Source organism: Methylocystis sp. H62, assembly GCF_015709515.1.
In the GTDB taxonomy this organism is placed as follows: Bacteria; Pseudomonadota; Alphaproteobacteria; order Rhizobiales; family Beijerinckiaceae; genus Methylocystis.
In genome coordinates this window covers 42114-64308 of sequence record NZ_JADNQZ010000051.1, presented here as the reverse complement: position 1 = coordinate 64308, position 22195 = coordinate 42114, and the positions used below count along the sequence as shown (strand labels likewise).

The following is a 22195-nucleotide window of genomic DNA, read 5'->3' as shown; positions in this document are numbered from 1 at the left end:
CGGCTTGGCAAGCCGATAACGAGCTGGGATCAGGTCCTGCGGCCGGAAAATTTAAAGAAGCTCGCCGACTGCGGCGTCTACATGCTCGACAGTCCGGAGGACATGTTCGCGATCGCGCTCAACTACCTGAAGCTCGATCCCAATTCGAAAAATCCGAAGGATCTTGCACGCGCCGCCGGCCTCTTAGGAAATCTGCGCCGCTATGTGAAGAAATTTCATTCCTCCGAATATATCAATGCGCTGGCGAACGGCGACATTTGCGTCGCCATCGGTTGGTCGGGCGACAGCCTGCAAGCGCGCAATCGCGCCCGCGAAGCCGGAACCGACGTTGATATCGCTTACGCGATACCGGCCGAGGGTTCGCTCCTGTCGCTGGACAATCTCGCGATTCCAAAGGATGCGCGCCATCTCGACGAAGCCTATCTCTTTATCGATTATCTGCTTCGACCCGACATCGCCGCGCGCAATTCAATCGCCACCAATTTCGCCAATGGCGTCGCGCCGTCGCGACCGCTGATCGATAAGGCGGTCGCCAATGATCCGTCGGTCTATCCAAACGACCTCACGATGCGACGCCTGTTTACCGTCACGGCGCCCGATCAGACGGTTCAGAAACTGATCACCCGAATGTGGACGACGGTGAAGACCGGCCGATGAAAAGATCTTGCGCCGACTTGCGCCCGACGGATCGCGCCACGCGTTACGCGTGAACCGAGCCAGCGCCGCAGTCTACTGCTCGCTCAAGATGCGCTTCAGAAGTTCGATGACTTCGGCCAGCCCTTTGTCCTTGGAGGCGAGTTCCTCGATTTTCCGCACCGCGTGCAGCACGGTTGTGTGATCGCGGCCGCCGAATCTGCGGCCAATCTCCGGCAACGAGCGCAGCGTCAGCACTTTGGACAGATACATGGCGATCTGCCGAGGCCGCACCACATTGGCGGTGCGCCGAGACGACAGAATGTCGGAGCGTGAAATATTGTAGTGGCTCGCCACAAGCTTCTGGATATCGTCGATCTTGACGCGTTTGGGATCCTGTGTGCGCACGAGATCGCGAATGGCCGTTTCCGCGGTCTCGACGGTCAACGGCGCCCCGGTCAGCGTCGCGTGGGCGAGAAGCCGGTTGACGGCGCCCTCGAGATCACGGCCGTTGGTGGCGATCGTGTGCGCGACATAGGAGATGACCTCCGGCGGCACGTGGAAACTGGATTGCGACTCCTTCGCCGATGCAATACGCGCGGCGAGGATCTTGACGCGCAAGGACTCGTCCAGCGGGCCGATGTCCACGCAAAGCCCGCCCTTGAATCGCGACAGCACGCGCTCGTCGAGCGTGTCGAGTTCCGACGGCGGCCGGTCGGCGGCGACGACGACCTGACGGCCGGCGTCAATCAGCGCATTCAGCGTGTGGCAGAACTCCTGCTGGATTGATTTGCCTTGGAGAAACTGAACGTCGTCGATGATCAGCACGTCGATGCCGCGCAGCTTCTCCTTGAACGCTAGCGACGTATGCGTGGTCAGCGAAGAGACAAAGCCGCTCATAAAGCGTTCAGCCGTCAGATAAATCGTATGGCGGCGGTTGTCGTTCGACGCATGCGCAAGCGCTTGCAGAAGATGCGTCTTGCCGAGCCCGACCGCCGCATGGGCGTAGAGCGGATTGAACATCGGAAGATCGCCGGCGCGCGCCTCCGCGACGCGGCAGGCGGCCGCGTAGGCCAGCTGGTTCGAGGGCCCGACGAGAAAGGTCGAGAAGGACAGCCGACGATCGAGCGGCGAGCCGACGAATGCGTCGGCGTCGTGACGCAAGGTCATCGGGCGAGCGGCGCGGCGCGCATTGCCTTCGCTGGCCGCTTCGAGGGCCGGCGCGAATGTCGCGACGGCGCGCGCGACGCAGTGCGGCGCGCTGGACTCGACCTGATCTGCGCCGTCTTCACGCGAGCGCGTCTTGCGCATCGGCGAACGCACGTCGATGAGGACTCGCTCTACTTTTGAGAATTCGCTCGCCACGCGCGCCTTGATGCGCGGCGCATAGTGCGACTGCACCCAGCTTTTCAAAAATTTGGTGGGCACCGTGAGATGCACTGCGCCGCCGTCGATGCGCTCGAGTTCCAATCGCGTGAACCAGGAATTGTAAACCGCGTCGCCGAGGTCGCTCCTCAGCCTGTGTCGGACTCGGTCCCATTTCGAGCGATCTTCAGCGGTTACTCCGTCGTCTGCCAATTGTTCTCTATGATCGGACATATCAGACCTTTTTTCCGAAACGAGCGCCAGAAAGGGAGCCCTCGGCGAATCTCGCCGCTGGCGCTGATCGAAAGGAACCTAGTTGGATCGAGTAATTGCCGCCGCGAACGGCGCTAAATCAGCACTCTTGTAGGCGGCCCAATTGCGAGCCGCGCGCATCCGCCGACGTTGGCCTCCTGCATGAAACAGACGCCGCAATGCGTCGCGAACGACCGCATGTTGATGCGATCGTTGACGCTGCGCGCTCCTTGGACTGTCTCGGCCAACCGCCCCTTCGCCATGGCAAAGCCTCCCCTCGTCCGGGATCAGCGAGAATCCCGGATTGATGCGCGTCGCAGGAAACGGAATCTACTCTACGCCCTTGCGAACTGATCACTTGAGTTTTCAAGCCGAACGGCTGGAAGGCGGCAATGCGTCTCGCTCTGTGGGCCCATCCGCGCTAGGGAACGCAGGTCGTTCCCCTTACTATTGCGCGCCCATGAAAAACCGACGCCGACCGCCTTTCGTTCGACACATTGAAGCTACACGTCAGCGCCATCACGCGCAACGACGCTCGCGATTAAATCTGTCATAATGATTGGGCTTTTGTCGCGCCGCATCGCGAGCTTTCTTCATATTCGGCGATAAGCCGATGATTCGCCGCCTTTAAAATTCCGCGCGTGACATGCGCGTCGGGGCGACCGCCGCGCGCTGGCGGCGCTCCCGACAAGCGCCAAGAATAGTGTCAAGTGCCCGAGCTTTTTCCCGTTCGTGACAGCTTGATTGCAAGAGATTGAATCGGGAGAATTTTGAATGATCACGCATTATTGCTGAAAAAAAAATTCCTGACCGTGTCATCTTCGTTTCATGCGACGAATTGCCGTCGCCTTCCTGCGCAATAAAAAAGCCCGGCTCTCGCCGGGCTCCTAGAATGTTGCGTTCACGCTATGCGCAGCGAAACTTCTACGCCTGTGCGGCCAGCGCCTTCACTCGCGCGGTCAATCGCGAAACCTTTCGCGAGGCCGTGTTCTTGTGAATGACGCCGCGCTGCGCAGCGCGCATGACGATCGGCACGGCGTTTTGCAGCGCGTCCGCCGCCACCGAGGCGTCGCCCGACGCGATCGCCTCCTCGACCTTGCGCACAAAAGTGCGCATGCGGCTGCGACGCGCCCGATTGACCGAAGTGCGGCGGGCGATCTGGCGAACGGCTTTCTTGGCCGAACTCGTATTGGCCATGCTTTGCGTGTCCTCGAAAGTGACGGCGATGCGCCGCCTAAAAACCAAGCGGCCGCGAAATCGCGGCCAAGTGGCGTGGTTTATAAGCGCGGCGGCCGCCGTTCGTCAATGGCGGCTTATCGATTAGCGAAGGCCGGCTTCCGCTTTTCGACGAAGGCGCTCATGCCTTCCTTTTGATCGCCCGTGGCGAAAAGTGAATAGAAAAGCCCTCGCTCGTACCGGATTCCCTCCGCGAGCGTCGACTCAAAAGCGCGGTTGACCGCCTCCTTGGCCATGAGCACGGCAGGAAGCGACATCGACGCGATCGTCGCCGCCGTCTTGGTCGCCTCGGCGAGAAGATCGGCGGCCGGGACAATCCGCGCGACGAGGCCGGCGCGCTCGGCCTCCTCGGCGCCCATCATGCGACCCGTCAATATGAGATCCATCGCCTTGGCCTTGCCGACGGCGCGGGTCAACCGCTGCGTGCCGCCGGCGCCGGGAATCACGCCAAGCTTGATTTCCGGCTGGCCGAATACCGCCGTGTCCGCCGCGAGAATGAAGTCGCACATCATCGCGATTTCGCAGCCGCCTCCCAGCGCGAACCCCGAGACGGCGGCGATGATGGGCTTGCGGGCCCGAGCCACGACGTCCCATCGGCCGATGAAATCGTCGAGAAAGGCGTCAACGAAGCCCTTGTCGCGCATCTCCTTGATGTCCGCGCCAGCGGCGAAGGCTTTCTCGGAGCCGGTGAGAACGACGCAGCCGACGCCCTCGTTTGATTCAAACGCTGCGAGGGCGTCGTCGAGCTCGGCGATGAGCTGCGCATTCAGCGCGTTGAGCGCTTCAGGCCGGTTGAGACGGATCAGCCCGACTCTGCCCTGCGTCTCGACTGCGATCGTTTCATAAGTCATGCGGCCTCCTCGCCCATCCGGCAACTTTGCCGGCTCGCGCGCTTCATATCTCAAAAGCGCCGCTCGCGTCCGGCCTTTCTCCAAAGCCGAGCGCGACCGCGCGGGCGTGCAGATCGTCGAGCGTCACGTCGTCCAATCGCCGGAGCGCGCTCTCTTCGGCTTCGGCGATGATCGGCTCCAGCACCGCCGAGAGCAGCGGCGGCGCCACGTCCGGCGCCTCTTCCTCTTCTGCCCGCAAGGCGACGCGAACGATCTCGCCGACTGAAAGACGACGCCTCTCGCGCGCCAGAGCATAGCCTCCTGCTGGCCCTCTGACGCTTTTGAGAATCCCCGCTCTCACCAAGGCCTGCAGGACCGTCTCCAATCGTCGCGGCGGCAGATCGTGACGCGCGGCGAGCTGCTTTGACGACACCGGCCGGCCCCGTGCATGAAGCGCCACGTCGAGCGTCGCCATGAGCGCGAAGCGAGCGGTGCGCGGCAGAAGCTTCATCACGCGCCTTCTCCGCTCACTCCCGTCGACCCGAAGCCGCCGGCGCCGCGCGTCGTTGCGTCGAGATCATCGACCTCCTCAAGCGTCACATGCGCTGCCGGCGCGATCACGAGCTGCGCGATGCGCATGCCGCGAACGATCTCAAAGGGCAGCCCCCCGAGATTGATCAGCAGCGTCTTGATCTCGCCGCGATAGTCGCTGTCGATGGTGCCCGGCGCGTTGAGCACGGTGACTCCGTGCTCCGCGGCGAGGCCCGATCGCGGGCGAACCTGTCCCTCATAGCCCCGAGGCAACGCGATCGAGAGCCCTGTGGGGATGAGATCGCGGGCGCCAGGCTCCAGCACCAGCTTTTGCCCCGGCGCCAGCGCGGCGTGGAGATCAAGCCCCGCTGCGCCTTCGCTGGCGTAAGCCGGGGACGGCAGACCTTCGGCGTTCGGCAGTCGGCGGATCGCGACTTTCATGACATTTGGCCGCCGATCAACTGCGCAAGGCGCGCCACGAGCCGCTCCGCGACGTCTTCCTTGCGAAGACGCGGCCAATCTTCGACGCCCGCTCGCGAGACGAGATGGGCCTGGTTCATGGCCCCGCCAAAAACGCCGGTTCCCTCGCTGACGTCGTTGGCGACAATGAGATCACATCCTTTTCGGGCGAGCTTTTCCTGCGCGTGGCGGATAAGGTCGCGGGTTTCCGCAGCAAAGCCGACGACCAAGCGAGGGCGGTTCGGTCCGCGTGAGACGCTCGCAAGAATGTCGGGATTTTCGACAAGCGACAGACTCGGCGCGCCGCGCTCGCCCTTCTTGATTTTGTCGACCGCCGGCTCCGCGCGCCAATCGGCGACCGCCGCTGCGGCGACGAATATATCCGCCGGAAGCGCGGCGTTCACGGCCGCCAGCATGTCTCGCGCGCTCTCTATATGTGTGGTCTCGCAGCCGGGGGGGTCCGGGAGGGCGACCGGCCCCGAGATCACCGTCACGCGCGCTCCTGCGCGCGCCGCCGCCGCCGCAATGGCGTGCCCTTGCCGTCCCGACGAGCGATTGGCGATGTAGCGAACCGGATCAATCGGCTCATGCGTGGGGCCGGAGGTGACGACGACATGCAGCCCTTCGAGCGCGCCGCCGCGAATCGATAATCCTTCGGGCGCGGGCAACAGAGTGTCTTGCTTCAGCGCCGTCTCGATCGCTTGGACGATCTCCAGCGGCTCGCTCATGCGCCCGGGTCCATATTCGCCGCAGGCCATGTCGCCGACGTTTGGCCCGACAAACCAGGCGCCGTCGCCATGCAGCGTCGAGACGTTACGCTGCGTCGCCGGGTGAAGCCACATGCGTACATTCATCGCCGGCGCATAAAGCACGCGCTTGTCGGTTGCGAGCAGCAGCGTGGTCGCAAGATCGTCGCAGAGACCGCGCGCGGCGCGCGCAAGAATATGCGCCGTCGCGGGAGCGACGACGAGAAGGTCGGCGTCCCGTGACAGCTGGATATGGCCCATCTCTTGCTCGTCGGTTGCGGAGAAGAGATCGTCGTAGACTTTTTCGTTCGCGAGGCTGACGAAGGCGAGCGGCGTCACGAACTCCTTCGCCGCCGCCGTCATGACGACGCGCACCCGCGCGCCGCGCGCGCGCAGGCGCCGCACGAGATCCAGCGATTTATACGCGGCGATTCCCCCGCCGACGATCAGCAAGACGCGCTTAGCCTCAAGGCTCCGCGCACAACCCACGCCCGCCACTGAAAAAACTCCGATCGCCGCAAGCGGAGAATACAGATTTTATGCGCAAGGCCAAACGACTTCGCTCATCCGATCGGGAGAGCTTTTGCTCGCGGCGGATGCTTGCGCGATCAACCGTCGCTCCGCGACAAGGTCGCGCGCGACGCTTTCCGGCAGACCCAAGCCGTCAAGCACGGTCTCTCCCAGTTGAAGCGTGGCTTGGCAGCCTCCGGGATCACCGAAAACGCGTCTGGCTTCAGCGATGGCGACGCCGCGTGGCGCATGCCCAACCGTCGGCCTCCACGGCGAATGACATTCGATTAGACCTTTCGCAGCGCGATGCTAGTGTGCGCCGGCGCCGCATATGTCGAGTCGAAAGGAAAAGGTATGCGCAATGCCGCTTAGCCTTGCCCGTGTTCTTGCCCCGCGTGTTCTTGCCCCGCGTGTTCTTGCGCTCGCTCTGGTCATGAGCGCCTTCGTCACGGAGTGCGCGGCGCGGTCGCCGTCGGCTCAGCCGGTCATCGTCAGCCCCGACGCCACGACATCTGCGCCGGCGGAGAAACTCGGCCTCCGCGGGCGCACGCTCATTCCGCTGCATTCGACGCTCATCGGGCAAGGCGGCGTGACGCGGCTAAACTTCTCCGGCGCGCTCTCCATACACAACGCCTCGGCGACGAATATTCTCGCGATCGAAAAGATCGAATATCGCAGCGGCTCGGGTCAACTGATCGAAAGCTACCTGAATGAGCCCATCTATCTGAAGCCTTACGCCTCATTGCAGGTCATCATCGCGCAAGACGACGTTCGCGGCGGCACGGGCGCCAGTTTCACGGTCGATTGGTCAATGTCGGAAGGGTCGGACGAACCCTTGATCGAAGCCGTCATGACCTCCTACACCGGACCACACAGCTACGCCATCCTCTCGCCAGGACGCCGCGTTTCCCGCGCGCAATGATCGCTCACGCGCAGGCGCCGCGCCGCTTCGACGCGACGGCGTCATGATGACCCTTACGCCTAAGAGCGCGCCGCGCGTGCGCCGCCTGACGCTCAGCGACTTCCGCTCCTATGCGGCGCTCGATTGCCGGTTCGAGTCGACGATGATTGCGCTCTTTGGGGAGAATGGCGCGGGCAAGACCAATCTGCTCGAAGCGCTGTCGCTGTTCTCGCCCGGCCGCGGCCTGCGCCGCGCGGAACTCGCCGAATGCGCGAGGCGGGGCGGCGCCGGCGGCTTCGCCGTCTCGATCGAAGTTGAAGTCGACGGCGTGACGACGCAGCTCGGCCATGGTCTGACGCCCTCAAGCGAGCGGCTTTTTCGCGTTGATCGCATGCCTGTGAGCTCAGCGCGGGCCTTCGCCGATCATGTGCGTGTGCTCTGGCTCACGCCGGCGATGGATGGACTTTTTTCCGGTGCAGCCGGCGAACGACGGCGCTTTCTGGATCGGCTAGCGCTCGGCGTCGACGCCGAGCACGGCGCGCGCGCCAACAGGCTGGAGCGAGCGCTGCGTAACCGAAACCGGCTTCTCGAAGAAGGCGTCGCGGACCGGCGCTGGCTCGACGCCGCTGAGCAGGAGATCGCCGCGCTCGGCGTCGCCGTGGCCGCGGCAAGACGCGAGACTGTTGCGCGGCTCGTCGCGCTGATCGCCGCAGGCCGCGACGACGCCTCGCCCTTCCCTTGGGCGGAGGTGACGATCGAGGGCGAGCTGGAGCGGCGGCTGGCGCTCGAGCCAGCGCTCGCGGTGGAGGAATGGTACCGCGGCGAACTCGCCGCGTCGCGCCGCCGTGACGCCGCCGCTGGACGAACATTAATTGGTCCACAGGCGAGCGATCTCGCCGTGCGCCACGGTCCGAAGAACGAGGCGGCTCGGGCCTGTTCGACCGGCGAGCAGAAAGCCCTGTTGACGGGGCTGACTCTGGCGCATGCGAAGCTGATCGGCGCCATGACCGGACATGCGCCAATTCTTCTTCTCGATGAGATCGCCGCGCATTTCGACGTGAAGCGCCGGGAGGCTCTCTACGAGGAACTACAGGCGCTTGGTGGCCAGGTCTGGATGACCGGCGCCGACCCCGCCTTATTTGCGCCCCTGCGATTGTCGGCCGAGCCTATGCTTGTCACGCCCGGATGCGCCACCCATGTCTGAGGGTGCGCCGCTCGGCAGGCTACAACTTGAGATTTATCGATGAGCGACTTACTCGTATTACGCGAATATGAACGAAAGAAGAGGGGATTTCGCGAGATTTCGCGTCGAAATTGAAAAAATTGGAGTAAGCCTCATGGCGTGCAGAACGTGACAGCGGCGGTCTCCTGTTTCCCCAACGGACAACCACTATCGGGCAGAATGACTACCGGACTGGCGATACTCGGATTGGCCCTCTGTGCGGTCTGGCTGGCTGTCGGCGCTCTTGCCGGATTCGCGGCCTGGTTCATCGGCGCCACATTCCTGCTCGTCGCCCTGCTCTTCGCCTTGCGCGTCGACGTGGTGACGCGGGGCATTCTCCGCCGCCGCGCGAAGGTCCGCGACCGCGATCCTCCGAACGTATCCGGGGACTAGCGCTTAGCTATCAGGGAGTAAGCACGACTTTCACGCAGCCGTCCTTCCGGTCGCGAAAAGTCTTGTAGAGTTCAGGCCCGTCCTCGAGCGATCCGCGGTGCGTGACGACGAAGGACGGATCGATTTCCCCGGACTCGATACGTTCAAGCAACCTCGGCAAATAGCGCTGAACGGGAGTCTGCGCCATGCGGAAGGTGAGGCCGCGATTCATCGCCGATCCCAGCGGCACTTTGTCGAGAAATCCAGCGTAAACGCCGACGATCGACACCGTTCCGAAATTGCGGCAGCAATGAATCGCCTGGCGCAGCACATGCGGCTGATCGGTCCCAAGAAACGTCGCGACCTTGGCGCGGTCGATCATCGAGTCGATGCTCGCGGTCGGGTCGGGTTCGGTTCCGACCGCGTCAATGCAGGCGTCGGCGCCGCGGCCCTTCGTCAGGCTCTGGATCGCGTCGTAAACATCAACCTTACTATAGTCGAGCGTCTCCGCCCCGGCCGCTTTGGCGAGGCTGAGCCGCTCAGGCACCTTGTCGATCGCGATGACGCGTTCGGCGCCAAGCAGGAACGCGCTGCGGATGGCAAATTGCCCGACCGGGCCGCACCCCCAGATCGCGATGACGTCGCCGGGCTTAATGTCGCAGAATTCGGCCGCCATATAACCCGTCGGAAAAATGTCCGACAAAAACAGCACCTGGTCGTCCCGAAGCTGAGAGGGGACCTTGATGGGGCCGACATCGGCGTGCGGCACGCGCAGATATTCCGCCTGGCCGCCAGCGTAACCGCCCAGGAGATGCGAGTAGCCGAAAAGACCCGCCGGAGAGTGCCCCCAGAGCTTTTCTGCTTTGGTTTGGTCGCGGTTGGTGCGCTCGCAGGCGGAAAAATAGCCGCGCTGACAGAAGAAACATTCACCGCAGGAGATCGTGAAGGGAACGACCACCCTGTCGCCGACCTTCAGTTTTTTCGTTTCCGACCCGACCTCAACCACCTCGCCCATGGTTTCGTGCCCGAGCACGTCTCCACTGTGCATCTCAGGAACGACGCCGTCGAAAATATGCAAATCGGAGCCGCAGATCGCGCAGGCGGTGACCTTGATGATGGCGTCGCGCGGGTCTTCGATTTTGGGATCGGGAACGCTCTCGCAGCGAATGTCGCTTTTGCCGTGGAAGGTAAGCGCTTTCATGGAAAGAGACTTTCTCTTGGCGGCCCGCGAACTTAGCCAGTCCGAAACGCGAGCGCGTCGCCCCGCCTGTGAACTAGCGGCCGCAGCGAATGGTTCCAGCTCGGCCCGAAGGTCGGCGGGGGCGCCCGACATGGGGGCGCGTTCCCTGGCAAAAGCGCCCAATCGTCAACTATTTCCGTGCATTGACGCAGCCATTTGAGGTAAGGTCGACTGTTCGAATCATCGCCTCTCAAGAGCACGGAAACCCCCAAAAAATATGAGCGATAGCGACAATCGGAACGACGACCCGACGGAATATGGCGCAGGGTCCATCAGGGTGCTGCGTGGCCTCGACGCCGTGCGTAAGCGTCCCGGCATGTATATCGGCGACACGGACGATGGCACCGGCCTCCACCACATGGTCTACGAGGTGGTCGACAACGCTATCGACGAGGCGCTCGCCGGCCATGCCACACATGTCGACGTGACGCTCAACGCAGACGGCTCGTGTACGGTCTTCGATAATGGCCGCGGCATTCCGACCGACATCCATCACGAGGAAGGCGTCTCGGCGGCCGAAGTGATCATGACGCAGCTGCACGCCGGCGGAAAGTTCGACCAGAACTCCTACAAGGTTTCCGGCGGCCTGCACGGCGTCGGCGTCTCCGTGGTCAACGCCCTCTCCGTCTGGCTGAAGCTGCGCGTCTGGCGCGACGGCAAAGAACACGCAATCGAGTTCGCCAACGGCGACGCGGTCGCGCCGCTCGTCGTCGTGGGCGACGCGCCAGTCGTCGACGGCGCGCCCAAGCGCGGCACCGAAGTGACGTTTCTGCCGTCCTCCGCGACCTTCACGATGACCGAGTTCGACCTTGCGACGATCGAGCATCGGCTTCGCGAACTCGCTTTTTTGAATTCCGGCGTGCGCATCGTTTTGACCGACGCGCGACACGCAGAGGTCAAGCGCGACGAGCTTTATTACGAGGGAGGGCTTGAAGCTTTCGTGCGCTATCTCGACCGCGCGAAGACGCCGCTTGTCTCGGCGCCGATCCTCATTCACGGCCAGCGGGACCAGATCAACGTCGAAGTCGCGCTGTGGTGGAACGACAGCTATCACGAAAATGTGCTGGCCTTCACCAACAACATTCCGCAGCGTGACGGCGGCGCGCATCTCGCTGGATTTCGCGGCGGGCTGACGCGCCAGATCACCAGCTACGCCGAATCCTCCGGCGCCGCCAAGCGCGAGAAAGTCGATCTCACCGGCGATGACTGCCGCGAAGGACTGACCTGCGTTCTCTCGGTGAAAGTGCCGGACCCGAAATTCTCATCGCAGACGAAGGACAAGCTCGTCTCCTCGGAAGTGCGTCCGGCCGTCGAGAATATCGTCAATGAATTGCTCGGCCAGTGGCTGGAGGAGCATCCGGCCGAAGCCAAGACCATCGTTTCCAAAGTGTGCGAAGCGGCCGCTGCGCGCGAAGCGGCGCGCAAGGCGCGCGAGCTGACGCGCCGCAAGGGCGCGCTCGACGTCGCCAATCTTCCAGGCAAGCTTGCCGATTGCCAGGAACGCGATCCGGCCAAGGCCGAACTCTTCATCGTCGAGGGCGACTCCGCCGGCGGCACGGCCAAGCAGGGCCGTAATCGCGAATTCCAGGCGGTGCTGCCGCTGCGCGGCAAGATCCTCAATGTCGAGCGCGCGCGTTTCGACAAGATGCTGTCGTCCGAACAGATCGGCACGCTGATCACTGCGCTCGGCACGGGCATCGGCCGCGACGAGTTCAACGCCGATAAGCTGCGCTATCACAAGGTCATTATCATGACCGACGCCGACGTCGACGGCGCCCATATCCGCACGCTGATCCTGACCTTCTTCTATCGGCAGATGCCGGAGCTGATCGATCGCGGGCATATCTTCATCGCCCAGGCGCCGCTCTATAAGGTGATGCGCGGCAAGTCGACGCAATATCTGAAAGACGAACGCGCGCTTGAAGATTATCTGATCGAAAGTCTGCTCGACGGCGCCGTGCTGCGCACCGGCACAGAGGATCGCGCCGGCGCCGACCTGCGCCAAACGCTCGAAGATACGCGCGCGTTCCGCAACGTGATGCTGAGCCTGCATTCACGCTATGACCGCGCCGTCATCGAACAGGCGGCGATGGCCGGCGATCTGACGCCGCTGACGGATGCAGCGGACGCGAAGCGCTACGCCGACGACATCTCGCGGCGCCTCGATGCGATATCGGAGGAGACCGAACGCGGCTGGACGGGCGAGGTGCGCGACGGCGGCCAAAGTCTCGAATATGTCTTCAAGCGCACGCTGCGCGGCGTGACCCATGCGGTGACGCTCGACGCTTCGCTGTTAAATTCCAGCGAGGCGCGCAAGCTCCATGAGCGCGCCGAGAGCCTGCGCGAAATCTTCGCCGCGCCGGCGACTCTGATCCGACGCGGCGACGAGGCCCCGCTCTCCGGTCCGCTGGCGCTTTATGAAGCGATGAACTCGATCGGCCGCAAGGGCCTGATGATCCAGCGCTACAAGGGTCTCGGCGAAATGAACGCCGAACAGCTCTGGGAGACGACTCTCGACCGCGACGCGCGTTCGCTCCTGCAGGTGAAGGTGAAGGAAGCCGTGGAGGCGGACGACATTTTCGTCAAGCTGATGGGCGATGTCGTGGAGCCGAGGCGCGAATTCATTCAGGAGAACGCGCTGAACGTCGCCAATTTGGATGTGTGAGCCAAAGGCCCTCATCCTGAGGAGCGCGCAATGCGCGCGTCTCGAAGGACGAGGCCGCCTCCAGAAACCAACGAGTGTCAGCGCAGCCCTCGTGCTTCGAGACGGCGCCTTTCAGGCGCCTCCTCAGCATGAGGACTGCTTAGGCAAACGCGGCATAAGTGAAATATGCACTGTCTGTTCCAATTCACCTGCGGGCGAACCCATCGTTGTACGAGGAGTTCGCGTTTGACACTACGCGCACGACGATGACTTCGTATTTGGATTGATCGAGAGAAGTGTCGGCGCCACAAAACTGAGTAATGATGACGGCGCATAGTCCATACTTAGACCTCGGCCTCTCCGCTGATCCCGAGCTCGCCTCGGCCATCGCCGGCGAGTTGCGGCGCCAGCAGGACGGCATCGAACTGATCGCTTCCGAAAATATCGTCTCGCGGCTCGTGCTCGAAGCGCAGGGCTCGATCCTCACCAACAAGACCGTCGAGGGCCTGCCCTTTGCGCGCTATTACGGCGGCGCGCGGTTCGCCGACGCCATCGAGGCGCTCGCCGTTGAGCGCGCAAAGAAACTCTTCAACTGTCGCTTCGCCAATGTGCAGCCGCATTCGGGCTCCAACGCCAACGCCGGCGTCTTTCTCGGCCTTCTGAAGCTCGGCGATGTGATCCTGTCGATGAATGTCGCCGCCGGCGGCCATATCAGCCATGGCCATCCGGCGACGCTGACAGGACGCGATTATAGAATCGTCTCCTATGGCGTCAGCCGCGAGTCCGAACGCATCGATCTCGACGAGGTGCGCGATCTCGCGCGGCGCGAAAGACCGCGCATGATCATCGCCGGCGGCTCCGCCTATGCGCGCGCCATCGATTTCGCGTCGATGCGCGCGATCGCCGACGAGGTCGGCGCCTATCTCCTCGTCGACATGGCGCATTTCGCCGGCCTTGTCGCGACCGGCCTCTATCCCGATCCCCTGCCCCATGCGCATGTCGTGACGACGACGACATACAAATCGCTGCGCGGCGCGCGCGGCGGCATGGTTCTGTGGAACGACGAAGGCCTGAGCAGCCGGATCAACGCCGGCATATTCCCCGGCGTGCAAGGCTCGGTGCTGCTGCATGGCGTCGCCGGCAAGGCCGCATGCCTTGGCGAAGCCTTGCGGCCGGAATTTACAGCCTATAACCGCGCGGTGATCGACAATGCGCGGGCGCTGGCGCGCGTTCTTGCAGACGCCGGCCTGCGCATTGTCACGGGCGGCACGGATATGGGCCTGATGCTCGTCGATCTTGCTGCTCGCGAACTCACCGGCGATGTCGCCGCCAAGGCGCTGGAGCGCGCCGGCCTCGCCGTCAACAAGAATATGATCCCCTTCGATCCGCGTCCGCCCGAGGCGCCGTCGGGGCTGCGCCTTTCGAGCAACGCCGGCACGACGCGCGGCTTCGGCGTCGCCGAATTCGAAGCGATCGCGGGATGGATCGATCGCGTGCTGAAAAACCCGAGCGATAACGCGCTGATCGAAGCTGTCCGCAAAGATGTCGCGGCGCTCTGCGCGCAACACCCAATCTATGAAGCGCCGTGAACGCTCCCCCCGTTCGTCTCCTCGTCTGCGTCGGCCCGCGCTGCGACGCGGAGGGCAAGGGTCGCACGCTGCTCGCGTCTGTGCAGCAGTGTTTTTCGCAAGACTTTTCGCAGGAGCTGGCTTCCGGCCGTCTCGCCATTGCGACGCGCGACTGTCTGCGGCTCTGCACGCGCGATCCCGTCGTGCGGTTCGAACCGTCAGGCGACGCCCTGTCCAGTCCCTCGCTCGACGACCTGTTGCGTCTCGCCCGCGCCGCCCTTGCCGAACAAATCCCAGCGCCATCGCGACGTTACGATTAACAAAGGCTTTGCAAGTTCACTGCGCTTTTCTAGGGGGCGGTTCTACGCTAAGTTTTGCGCATCACAGAATCCGTAGGCGTGAAAGGAACAACATGCGTAAGCTCATTCCGTTCTTGCTTCTCCTGGCGTTCGCCGCGACCCCCGCCTGGGCTCAGGGCACGTCGCAGGAACGCTCCGACTGCATGGGCGACGCCTTGAGATTCTGCAGCTCCGACATTCCCTTCGTCGATGAGATCGAATCCTGCCTGAGCGAAAATGTAGCGCGACTGAGCCCCGCCTGCCGCCGTGAGTTCGGCCCGACTCAGAGCACGAAGCTGCGCGAAGAACATTTCCGTTAAGTCTGCGCCAGGCGCGTCCCTTCGCCCCCGCGCTTGATCATTGCAGCCTGCGCCGAAGGCCGGCGAGCCACCTCTTGGCTCGGCCCAGATCAATCTTTTTTGCTTCGTGCAAGCCGATCTCTTGCGCGAAGCTCCCGCCAGACCTTGCAGCCGCCGGCGTGGAGTCGCGGTCGCTTCCCGACCGGAAATATCGCGCGAAGATGCGCACGACCACGTAGAAGGTCGGCGTGAACGCGAGGCCGAACAGCGTCACGCCGAGCATGCCGAAGAACACCGCCGTGCCGATGGATTGACGCATTTCGGCGCCCGCGCCTTCGGCGACGGCGAGCGGCAGCACGCCGAGAATGAACGCCAGCGACGTCATCAGAATGGGCCGAAGACGCGTACGGGCGGCGGTGACGGCGGCGTCGAATTTGGATTGGCCGGCGTCTTCCGCCTGCTTGGCGAATTCGACGATTAGAATCGCGTTCTTCGCCGCGAGGCCGATCAGCACGACCAGCCCGATCTCGACCAATATGTTGCGATCGAGCCCCCGTGAGACGACCCCGAGCATCGCCGCGAGAATGCACATCGGCACGATGAGGATCACCGAAACCGGCAGGAGCAGGCTCTCATAAAGCGCGGCGAGCAGCAGAAAGACGAACACCACCGCCAGGCCAAACGCGATGGCGGCGGTATTCCCGGCAAGCTTCTCCTGCAGGGCGATTTCGGTCCATTCGAAGCCGAATCCTTGCGGCAGCTTCTCCGACGCGAGCTTCTCGACCGCCGCGATGCCCTGGCCCGAGGAGACGCCGCGCGCGAGATTGAGCTGCACCTCGGCGGCCGGATAGAGATTGTAGCGCGGCACGCGGAACGCCCCCGTCGCATCGCGGAAGGTGGCCACCGCGCCGATCGGCGCCATCGCGCCCGAGGCGCTGCGGGTCTTCAGATTGGCGATGTCGCGCAGCGTCAGGCGAAAGGGATCGTCCGCCTGCGCCATGACGCGGTAGGTGCGTCCAAGGACATTGAAGTCGTTGACGAAGGTCGAGCCAAGATAGACCGAAAGCGTCTCGAAAACGCGCGAGATCGGCACGCCGATGAGTTCGGCTTTCGTGCGATCGACGTCAGCGAAGATTTGCGGCGTGCGCGTGTTGAACAGCGTGAACGCCTGCGTGAATTCTCCCGACTGACCGGCCGCGCCCGCCAGCGCCCACGTCGCGCCTTCGAGCGCGGGAAGTCCACGCCCGGCGCGATCCTGCACATAGCCCTTGAGGCCGCCGCCGGTGCCGATGCCGGGCACCGACGCCGGCGCCAGCACGAAGACGAAGGCGTCGTTCAGCTTGGACAATTGGCCGTAAAGGTCGGCTTGGATCTGGGCGGAGGACAGCCCCTTCTTTGCACGTTCCTCGAAGGCCTCCAGCGTGACGAAAATCACGCCGGTGTTCGGCGCATTGGTGAATGTCGCGCCATCGAAGCCGGTGAAAACGACGGCGTCCTTCACGCCCGCACGTTTCAAAATAATGTCGGTCGCCGCGCGCATGACCTTATCCGTGCGATCGAGCGTCGCCCCGGGCGGCAATTGGAAAGCGGCGATCACATAGCCGCGATCGAGTTGCGGAATGAGGCCGGTCGGCGTTCGACGCAGCAGATCGAAGGCGAAAAAGATGAGGATCGCATAGACGGCGAGCATGACGACGCCAAGCCGCACGAGACGGCCCGTCGCCGCGCCATATGCCGTCGACACCCTGTCGAATGCAGAATTAAAGGCGTCGAAGAAGCGCCGCAGCGGCGCATGCGCCCAGCTCAGCCGATGCGTCTTCTCTTCCTCCTCCACATCATGCGGCTTCAACAACATCGCCGCCAGCGCCGGCGACAGGGTCAGCGAAACGAAGGCTGAGATCAGCGTGGCGCTCGCGATGGTGATGGCGAATTGCTTATAGAACGCGCCCTGCAAGCCGCTGATGAAGGCGGTGGGGATGAACACGCCGCAGAGCACGAGCGCGATCGCGATCAGCGCCCCGCCGACTTCGTCCATGGTCTTGTGCGCGGCTTCCTTGGGCGATAGCCCTTGCGCAAGATAGCGCTCGACATTCTCCACGACGACGATCGCGTCGTCGACGACGATGCCGATGGCGAGCACCAGGCCGAAGAGCGAGAGCGTGTTGAAGCTGAGGCCGGCCGCCTTCATCACGGCGAAGCTGCCGATCAGCGACACCGGGATCGCCGCCACGGGAATGATCGCCGCGCGCCATGTCTGCAGGAACAGGATGACGACGAGAACGACGAGAACGATCGCCTCGAGCAGCGTATGAACGACCTCATCGACCGACTGCTGGATGAACTCGGTGGGATTGTAGACGACCGTGTAATCGACGCCGGCAGGGAAATTCTTCTTGAGCCGTTCCATCTCCTGCTTGACGGCTTCGGCCGTCTGCAAGGCGTTCGAGCCGGGACGCTGAAAGATGCCGAGCGCCGTCGCAACGTCGTGGTTGAGATAGGCGTTGAGCGTATAATCCTGCGCGCCGAATTCGATGCGCGCGATATCGCGCAGATGAATCTGGCCGTCGGCGTCGGCGCGGATGACGATGTCGCCGAATTGCTCCGGCGTGCTGAGCCGTCCCAGAGTCTGCACCGAAAGCTGGAAGGCGCCCGCCGAGGCCGCCGGCGGCTGATTGACCGCGCCCGCGGCGACTTGCAGATTGGCGCCGCGCAAAGCGGCGATGACGTCGCCCGCCGTCAGATCGCGCGCTTCGACTTTCGCCGGATCGAGCCATACGCGCATCGAATAATCTCTCGCGCCAAAGAGGCGCGCGTCGCCGACCCCGTCGATTCGGGCGATGGCGTCCTTCACGTAAAGCGTCGCGTAATTTGAAATATATTGCTGGTCGCGCGAGCCGTCGGGCGACAGCAGATGGACGACCATCATCAGATCCGGCGATGCCTTCTTCACCACGACGCCGAAACGCGTCACCTCCTCCGGCAAGCGCGGATTGGCGATGGCGACGCGGTTCTGAACGAGCACCTGCGCGAGATCGATGTTGACGCCCGGCTTGAACACGACGTCGATCGACACGCGTCCGTCGCCTGTCGACTGCGACGTGATATAGAGCATGTCGTCGACGCCATTGACCTCCTGCTCGATGGGCGAGGCCACGGTCTCGGCGATCACGTCCGCCGACGCGCCGGGATAGGTTGCGCTGATATTCACCGTCGGCGGCGCGATTTCCGGATATTCGGAAACGGGAAGCGCGCCTTGCGCAATCGCGCCCGCAAGCGTCAGAAGCACGGAAAGCACCGCCGCAAAGATCGGCCGCTCGATGAAGAAGTGCGAAATGCGCATAGCGTTCCTGATCTCGACGTCTATCGGTCGCTGACCGCGACAGGCGCTTCCTTGATCTCGCCTTCCTTGGGCTGAACGGTCGCGCCGGATCGAACCATCGGATTTGCGAGCCCGCCGATCACGATCCGATCCTTCGCGTCGAGGCCGGATTGGATCACGCGCAAACCATTGTGAATGGGGCCAAGACTCACCGATTTGGCGATGACCTTGTTGTCGTCCGACACGACAAGCACGGTCTTGCTCGTCTGATCGGAGACGACGGAAGCATCGGGAATGAGCAGCGCGGAGACGTCGCCGCCGAACAGGCGCAGGCGCCCAAAGGTGCCGGGCGTCAGGAAATAGTCCTTGTTGTCGAAGACGGCCCGGCCACGGATCGTGCCGGAGCGCCGATTGAGCTGATTGTCCATGAAGTCCATGACGCCGCTGCGGGTCCACTCGGTCTCGTCGGCAAGGCGTACCGAAACGCGATTTTTGAATTCGCGCGAGTTTTCTTTCTGGCGCTCCGCTGCGCGCGCATAGCGAATGTAGTCGGCCTCGGAGGCGTCGAAGATGAAGTGGATGGGATCGAGCGTCACGATCGTCGTGAGCAAAGTCGCATCCGCCTGTCCGCCCTGAACGAGATTGCCCGAATCGACGCGACGGTCCGACACCCGCCCGGCGATCGGCGCACGGACCTGCGTCCATTCCAGATTGAGCTCCGCGTTGCGAAGTGCGGCTTCGGCGCTCAAAACCTGCGCCCTGGCGATATCATTGCTCGCTTTGCGCTGATCGACGTCGCGCGCGGTGATGGTGCGACCCTGCGTCATTTCCTGAGCGCGGGCGTAATCGCGGATCGACGCCACGGCTTGCGCCTGCGCCCGAGTGAGTTCCGCCCGCGCGCTGTCGACCGCGATCAGATACGGCCGCTGATCGATGACGAAGAGGACGTCGCCGGCTTTGACGAACTGCCCATCGGTGAAATTGATCTTCTCCAGAGCGCCGGAGACGCGCGCGCGCACCTCGACCTGCTTTAGGGCCTCGAAACGACCCGTATATTCGTCCCAGCGCGGAATCGTCCTGGCGAGTGGGCGGGAGACCACCACTTCGGGGGCTGGACCCTCTGCGCGCGCCCCCGCTGATTGGCCGAGAAACACCAATGCCGCGAGCGTTTTAAACAATGCGCTAGCGACTCTCCCGTGACCATCGCCGCCGCGCGCCGCCACAAAAGCCAACAGCATCTCACCTCCGGTTTTGACGTTCGCATTGAACCGGCCATTCTTGACCGGCGCACAGCGCAGACGACGTAAGGGCAGCGCCACCAGAAGGCAAATCGTGCTCCGCTGCGCCTCGCCCGCCCGCATTGCCAAGCTTTGCTAAAACGCGCAAACTACCGCCTCCGGACGGAGGAGCTGATAACATGCCCTTGTTCCTGGCGCAGTTTGCCTATTCTCCTGCCGCTTGGGCGACCCTCATCAAGGCGCCCCAGGATCGCGCTGCGGCTTCAGAAGCGCTTCTCAGGCACTTCGGTGGCCGCCTCATCGGCTTATATTACACGCCCGGCGCAGAATATGACGGGTTCGCGCTCTTCGAAGCGCCCGATGAAACCACCGCCGCGGCTATAGAGATCGCGGACGTCGCCGCAGGGCATCTGAGCCGCAATCGCCTCACCAGAGTATTCTCGGCTGACGAGACGAGCGCGATGCTCCTGCAGGCGGCCACGGCCCCGAACATGACGCCAAAAACGACGGCGTAGCATGCCGGCTCCATGCCTTTTCCGCAATTCAATAGGCGCTGAGCAGGTCGACTTTGGCGTTTGCAAGCACTAGGCGCCTTGCCAATAAAGCTGCAAGATTTCGCATGATCAGTTCTCCGCTTGCTGAATGGCTCTTGCGAAACGACGCATAGGCGCCGAGCGGCAATTCGAGGCACTGCACCGCCGTGTCGGCCCATACGTCTGCGCTGCGCTCGCGTTCGATGAGCGCCATCTCGCCGAATGCCATGCCCGGCGAAATCGACGCCAAACGCGCGCCGCTGCGCAATTTCACGCTGACCATGCCGCTTTGCAGAAAGAACAGCGAGGCTGCCGGATCTCCGGCGGCGATGATCCGCTCGCCGGTTTTGAAATTACGCGCAAACCCGATCGCCGCGATGTGGTCTATTTCATCCGAACACAGCCCAGCGAGCAGCGCCTGCTCACTGAGATGGGTCGTCTTGGCCAGGCCTTCGAAGCCGCCATAGCGATAGATCACTTGATCTTCGGCCCATTCGATTGCGTCGTCGAGCAGCGAAAAATGACGCAGTTTTGGCAAAACGTCGCGCTCTGCGTGGATCGCCTGCCAGAGCTGCGACGCCTTTTCAAAGCCGGCGACGATAAGGGTGACGCCGCGAGTAGCGAGGCCAGCGAGCGTCTCCGCCAGAAGTCGCGCAGCGGCGGTCGTCGCGCTCGGAACGCGTCGAAAGTCCAAAATCAGCAGCTCGCCCGGCGGCCCTTCGCCATCCAGCCTGCGCGAGACGTAGTCCATTGCGGCGAATGAGAGCGCGCCGACGAGTTCGATCACCCGAATGTCGCTTGCGCGCTCTTGAAGAATCGCCAGCTCGAAATTCTGTCGGTTGCGGCGCGAGGAAACGCCGGCTGCGTTGTAATCGCTGATGATGCAGGTGCGCACATCGTCGCTGCGATTGAGCACATGCAATCCGAAATGCGCCGACAGCGCCTCGCAGACCTTTAGACCGCGGACGCTGTTGCCATGACTGTCGAGCCGGGGCGAAAACGTGCCGAGCCCCAGTTGCGCCGGAAGGGCGGCGATGATTCCGCCGCCGACCCCGCTCTTCGCGGGAATTCCCACCCGATAGATCCACTCGCCGGCATAGTCGTACATGCCGGAGCTCGTCATCACCGATAGCGTGCGCGCCACGACGTAAGGGGAAATGATCTGCTCGCCGGTGAGCGGGTTGCGGCCGCTGTTGGCTAGCGTCGCCGCCATGACCGCCAGATCGCGCGCGGTGACGAGCACGGCGCATTGACGAAAATAGACGTCCAGAACGGCGTCGACGTCGTCGCCGAGCACCGAATAATTACGAAGCAGCCAGGCGATAGCGCGATTCCTGTCGCCGGTCGCGCGTTCCGAGGCGAACACCGCTTCGTCGACGTCGAGTTCGCGTCCGGCGAAGCGGCCGAGCGTCCGATGGATGAGGTCAAAAGCGCCATCGCCTTCATGCTGATGGATCAGCCCGGAACAGGCGATCGCTCCAGCGTTGACCATGGGATTGAACGGCTTGTTGTCGCCCGTCAGTCGAATCGAATTGAAAGCCTCGCCGCTAGGCTCGACGCCGATCACCGACTCGACGCGCTCGTGGCCAAGCGTTTCGAGGGCGAGCGCGAAGACAAAGGCCTTCGATATCGACTGAATCGTAAAAGGCGTGGAACTGTCGCCGACCTCATAGACATGTCCGTCGATCGTCGCGAGGCTGACGCCGAAATGCGCTGGGTTCGCCCTCGTCAATTCCGGAATGTAATTGGCGACCGCGCCGGAATCGTCGGCGGCGAACTGTTCATGGCAGCGGCGCAAAAAGCCGCGGAGCGGTGGATACACGGCGTCTCCAAATTTTTCTCGCCTGCGGAACTGATCCCACAGTCTGATTAATCGTCACAGCAAAGTATATGCCTGTCACTAATCTTCTCCGAACTCGGCCGATCACGCGTGATCTCCCATCGATCAACTCCGCGATA

19 protein-coding genes are annotated in these 22195 nt (G+C 63.2%); 9 read left to right on the top strand and 10 right to left on the bottom strand.

Features of this window, described 5'->3' with window-relative positions; all coding sequences use genetic code 11:
- A partial coding sequence (locus IYY11_RS09150; RefSeq protein ID WP_196403577.1) for an extracellular solute-binding protein occupies window positions 1–657 on the top strand: 657 nt, incomplete at its 5' end.
- Between the two features lie 72 nt (window positions 658–729).
- Here the strand turns inward: IYY11_RS09150 and dnaA are convergent.
- From dnaA to coaBC, 6 genes are all read right to left on the bottom strand, one after another.
- A complete protein-coding gene (dnaA, locus tag IYY11_RS09145) occupies window positions 730–2232 on the bottom strand; it encodes a chromosomal replication initiator protein DnaA (RefSeq protein ID WP_196403576.1) in 1503 nt (500 codons plus the stop codon).
- Window positions 2233–3174: 942 nt separating this feature from the next.
- Window positions 3175–3447 (bottom strand): 30S ribosomal protein S20, encoded by a 273-nt coding sequence (gene rpsT, locus IYY11_RS09140; protein WP_026222925.1) that lies wholly within the window; start codon window positions 3445–3447, stop codon window positions 3175–3177.
- Window positions 3448–3563: 116 nt separating this feature from the next.
- Complete coding sequence (locus IYY11_RS09135) at window positions 3564–4337, bottom strand: enoyl-CoA hydratase (protein WP_196403575.1); 774 nt, start codon at window positions 4335–4337, stop codon at window positions 3564–3566.
- Between the two features lie 43 nt (window positions 4338–4380).
- On the bottom strand, window positions 4381–4827 hold the full coding sequence (locus IYY11_RS09130) for an Rrf2 family transcriptional regulator (protein WP_196403674.1): 447 nt from the start codon (window positions 4825–4827) through the stop codon (window positions 4381–4383).
- Window positions 4827–5288, bottom strand: coding sequence for a dUTP diphosphatase (gene dut, locus IYY11_RS09125; RefSeq protein WP_196403574.1), 462 nt, complete (start codon window positions 5286–5288; stop codon window positions 4827–4829). The genes IYY11_RS09130 and dut overlap by 1 nt, the downstream gene beginning before the upstream one ends.
- Window positions 5285–6505: a bifunctional phosphopantothenoylcysteine decarboxylase/phosphopantothenate--cysteine ligase CoaBC gene (gene coaBC, locus IYY11_RS09120; RefSeq protein ID WP_246719809.1), complete on the bottom strand. Its 1221-nt coding sequence runs from the start codon at window positions 6503–6505 to the stop codon at window positions 5285–5287. The genes dut and coaBC overlap by 4 nt, the downstream gene beginning before the upstream one ends.
- A gap of 490 nt (window positions 6506–6995) precedes the next feature.
- Here coaBC and IYY11_RS09115 point away from each other — a divergent pair, with 490 nt between their 5' ends.
- The 3 genes from IYY11_RS09115 to IYY11_RS09105 all read left to right on the top strand — a co-directional run bounded on the left by IYY11_RS09115 (window position 6996) and on the right by IYY11_RS09105 (window position 9078).
- Window positions 6996–7484 carry a DUF3124 domain-containing protein gene (locus tag IYY11_RS09115; RefSeq protein ID WP_246719808.1) on the top strand — a complete coding sequence of 163 codons (489 nt, stop codon included), beginning with the start codon at window positions 6996–6998 and terminating at the stop codon, window positions 7482–7484.
- A gap of 43 nt (window positions 7485–7527) precedes the next feature.
- Window positions 7528–8667 carry a DNA replication/repair protein RecF gene (gene recF / locus IYY11_RS09110; protein ID WP_196403571.1) on the top strand — a complete coding sequence of 380 codons (1140 nt, stop codon included), beginning with the start codon at window positions 7528–7530 and terminating at the stop codon, window positions 8665–8667.
- A 147-nt stretch (window positions 8668–8814) separates the two neighbouring features.
- Window positions 8815–9078 (top strand): hypothetical protein, encoded by a 264-nt coding sequence (locus IYY11_RS09105; RefSeq protein WP_196403570.1) that lies wholly within the window; start codon window positions 8815–8817, stop codon window positions 9076–9078.
- A 10-nt stretch (window positions 9079–9088) separates the two neighbouring features.
- On the opposite strand, the gene IYY11_RS09100 is transcribed toward IYY11_RS09105, so the two are convergent.
- Complete coding sequence (locus IYY11_RS09100; RefSeq protein WP_196403569.1) at window positions 9089–10258, bottom strand: zinc-dependent alcohol dehydrogenase; 1170 nt, start codon at window positions 10256–10258, stop codon at window positions 9089–9091.
- 256 nt (window positions 10259–10514) lie between these two features.
- On the opposite strand from IYY11_RS09100, the gene gyrB reads away from it, so the two are divergent.
- From gyrB to IYY11_RS09080, 4 genes are all read left to right on the top strand, one after another.
- The gene (gyrB, locus tag IYY11_RS09095) at window positions 10515–12962 is read left to right on the top strand and encodes a DNA topoisomerase (ATP-hydrolyzing) subunit B (RefSeq protein ID WP_196403568.1); all 2448 of its coding nucleotides are present in this window, start codon (window positions 10515–10517) and stop codon (window positions 12960–12962) included.
- Between the two features lie 302 nt (window positions 12963–13264).
- Window positions 13265–14530 carry a serine hydroxymethyltransferase gene (glyA, locus tag IYY11_RS09090; RefSeq protein ID WP_196403673.1) on the top strand — a complete coding sequence of 422 codons (1266 nt, stop codon included), beginning with the start codon at window positions 13265–13267 and terminating at the stop codon, window positions 14528–14530.
- Complete coding sequence (locus IYY11_RS09085; RefSeq protein WP_196403567.1) at window positions 14527–14829, top strand: (2Fe-2S) ferredoxin domain-containing protein; 303 nt, start codon at window positions 14527–14529, stop codon at window positions 14827–14829. The genes glyA and IYY11_RS09085 overlap by 4 nt, the downstream gene beginning before the upstream one ends.
- Window positions 14830–14921: 92 nt before the next feature.
- Window positions 14922–15167: a hypothetical protein gene (locus IYY11_RS09080; RefSeq protein ID WP_196403566.1), complete on the top strand. Its 246-nt coding sequence runs from the start codon at window positions 14922–14924 to the stop codon at window positions 15165–15167.
- Window positions 15168–15204: 37 nt separating this feature from the next.
- Here the strand turns inward: IYY11_RS09080 and IYY11_RS09075 are convergent, their stop codons facing one another.
- The gene (locus IYY11_RS09075) at window positions 15205–18486 is read right to left on the bottom strand and encodes an efflux RND transporter permease subunit (RefSeq protein ID WP_196403565.1); all 3282 of its coding nucleotides are present in this window, start codon (window positions 18484–18486) and stop codon (window positions 15205–15207) included.
- A gap of 20 nt (window positions 18487–18506) precedes the next feature.
- Entirely contained in the window at window positions 18507–19703 is a 1197-nt protein-coding gene (locus IYY11_RS09070; protein ID WP_196403564.1) for an efflux RND transporter periplasmic adaptor subunit, read from the bottom strand.
- A gap of 179 nt (window positions 19704–19882) precedes the next feature.
- On the opposite strand from IYY11_RS09070, the gene IYY11_RS09065 reads away from it, so the two are divergent.
- Window positions 19883–20218, top strand: coding sequence for a GYD domain-containing protein (locus tag IYY11_RS09065; protein WP_196403563.1), 336 nt, complete (start codon window positions 19883–19885; stop codon window positions 20216–20218).
- A gap of 28 nt (window positions 20219–20246) precedes the next feature.
- Here the strand turns inward: IYY11_RS09065 and glsA are convergent, their stop codons facing one another.
- On the bottom strand, window positions 20247–22058 hold the full coding sequence (glsA, locus tag IYY11_RS09060; RefSeq protein ID WP_196403562.1) for a glutaminase A: 1812 nt from the start codon (window positions 22056–22058) through the stop codon (window positions 20247–20249).
- Between the last annotated feature and the right edge of the window lie 137 nt (window positions 22059–22195).

Bases quoted from the DNA above. Each gene is read 5' to 3' on its own strand.
- IYY11_RS09130 (WP_196403674.1), bottom strand. From the start codon at position 4,827: ATGAAGCTTCTGCCGCGCACCGCTCGCTTCGCGCTCATGGCGACGCTC.
- IYY11_RS09065 (WP_196403563.1), top strand. From the start codon at position 19,883: ATGCCCTTGTTCCTGGCGCAGTTTGCCTATTCTCCTGCCGCTTGGGCG.
- recF (WP_196403571.1), top strand. From the start codon at position 7,528: ATGATGACCCTTACGCCTAAGAGCGCGCCGCGCGTGCGCCGCCTGACG.
- IYY11_RS09135 (WP_196403575.1), bottom strand. From the start codon at position 4,337: ATGACTTATGAAACGATCGCAGTCGAGACGCAGGGCAGAGTCGGGCTG.
- dnaA (WP_196403576.1), bottom strand. From the start codon at position 2,232: ATGTCCGATCATAGAGAACAATTGGCAGACGACGGAGTAACCGCTGAA.
- IYY11_RS09100 (WP_196403569.1), bottom strand. From the start codon at position 10,258: ATGAAAGCGCTTACCTTCCACGGCAAAAGCGACATTCGCTGCGAGAGC.
- IYY11_RS09115 (WP_246719808.1), top strand. From the start codon at position 6,996: ATGAGCGCCTTCGTCACGGAGTGCGCGGCGCGGTCGCCGTCGGCTCAG.
- dut (WP_196403574.1), bottom strand. From the start codon at position 5,288: ATGAAAGTCGCGATCCGCCGACTGCCGAACGCCGAAGGTCTGCCGTCC.
- gyrB (WP_196403568.1), top strand. From the start codon at position 10,515: ATGAGCGATAGCGACAATCGGAACGACGACCCGACGGAATATGGCGCA.
- rpsT (WP_026222925.1), bottom strand. From the start codon at position 3,447: ATGGCCAATACGAGTTCGGCCAAGAAAGCCGTTCGCCAGATCGCCCGC.
- IYY11_RS09075 (WP_196403565.1), bottom strand. From the start codon at position 18,486: ATGCGCATTTCGCACTTCTTCATCGAGCGGCCGATCTTTGCGGCGGTG.
- IYY11_RS09070 (WP_196403564.1), bottom strand. From the start codon at position 19,703: ATGCTGTTGGCTTTTGTGGCGGCGCGCGGCGGCGATGGTCACGGGAGA.
- IYY11_RS09080 (WP_196403566.1), top strand. From the start codon at position 14,922: ATGCGTAAGCTCATTCCGTTCTTGCTTCTCCTGGCGTTCGCCGCGACC.
- glyA (WP_196403673.1), top strand. From the start codon at position 13,265: ATGACGGCGCATAGTCCATACTTAGACCTCGGCCTCTCCGCTGATCCC.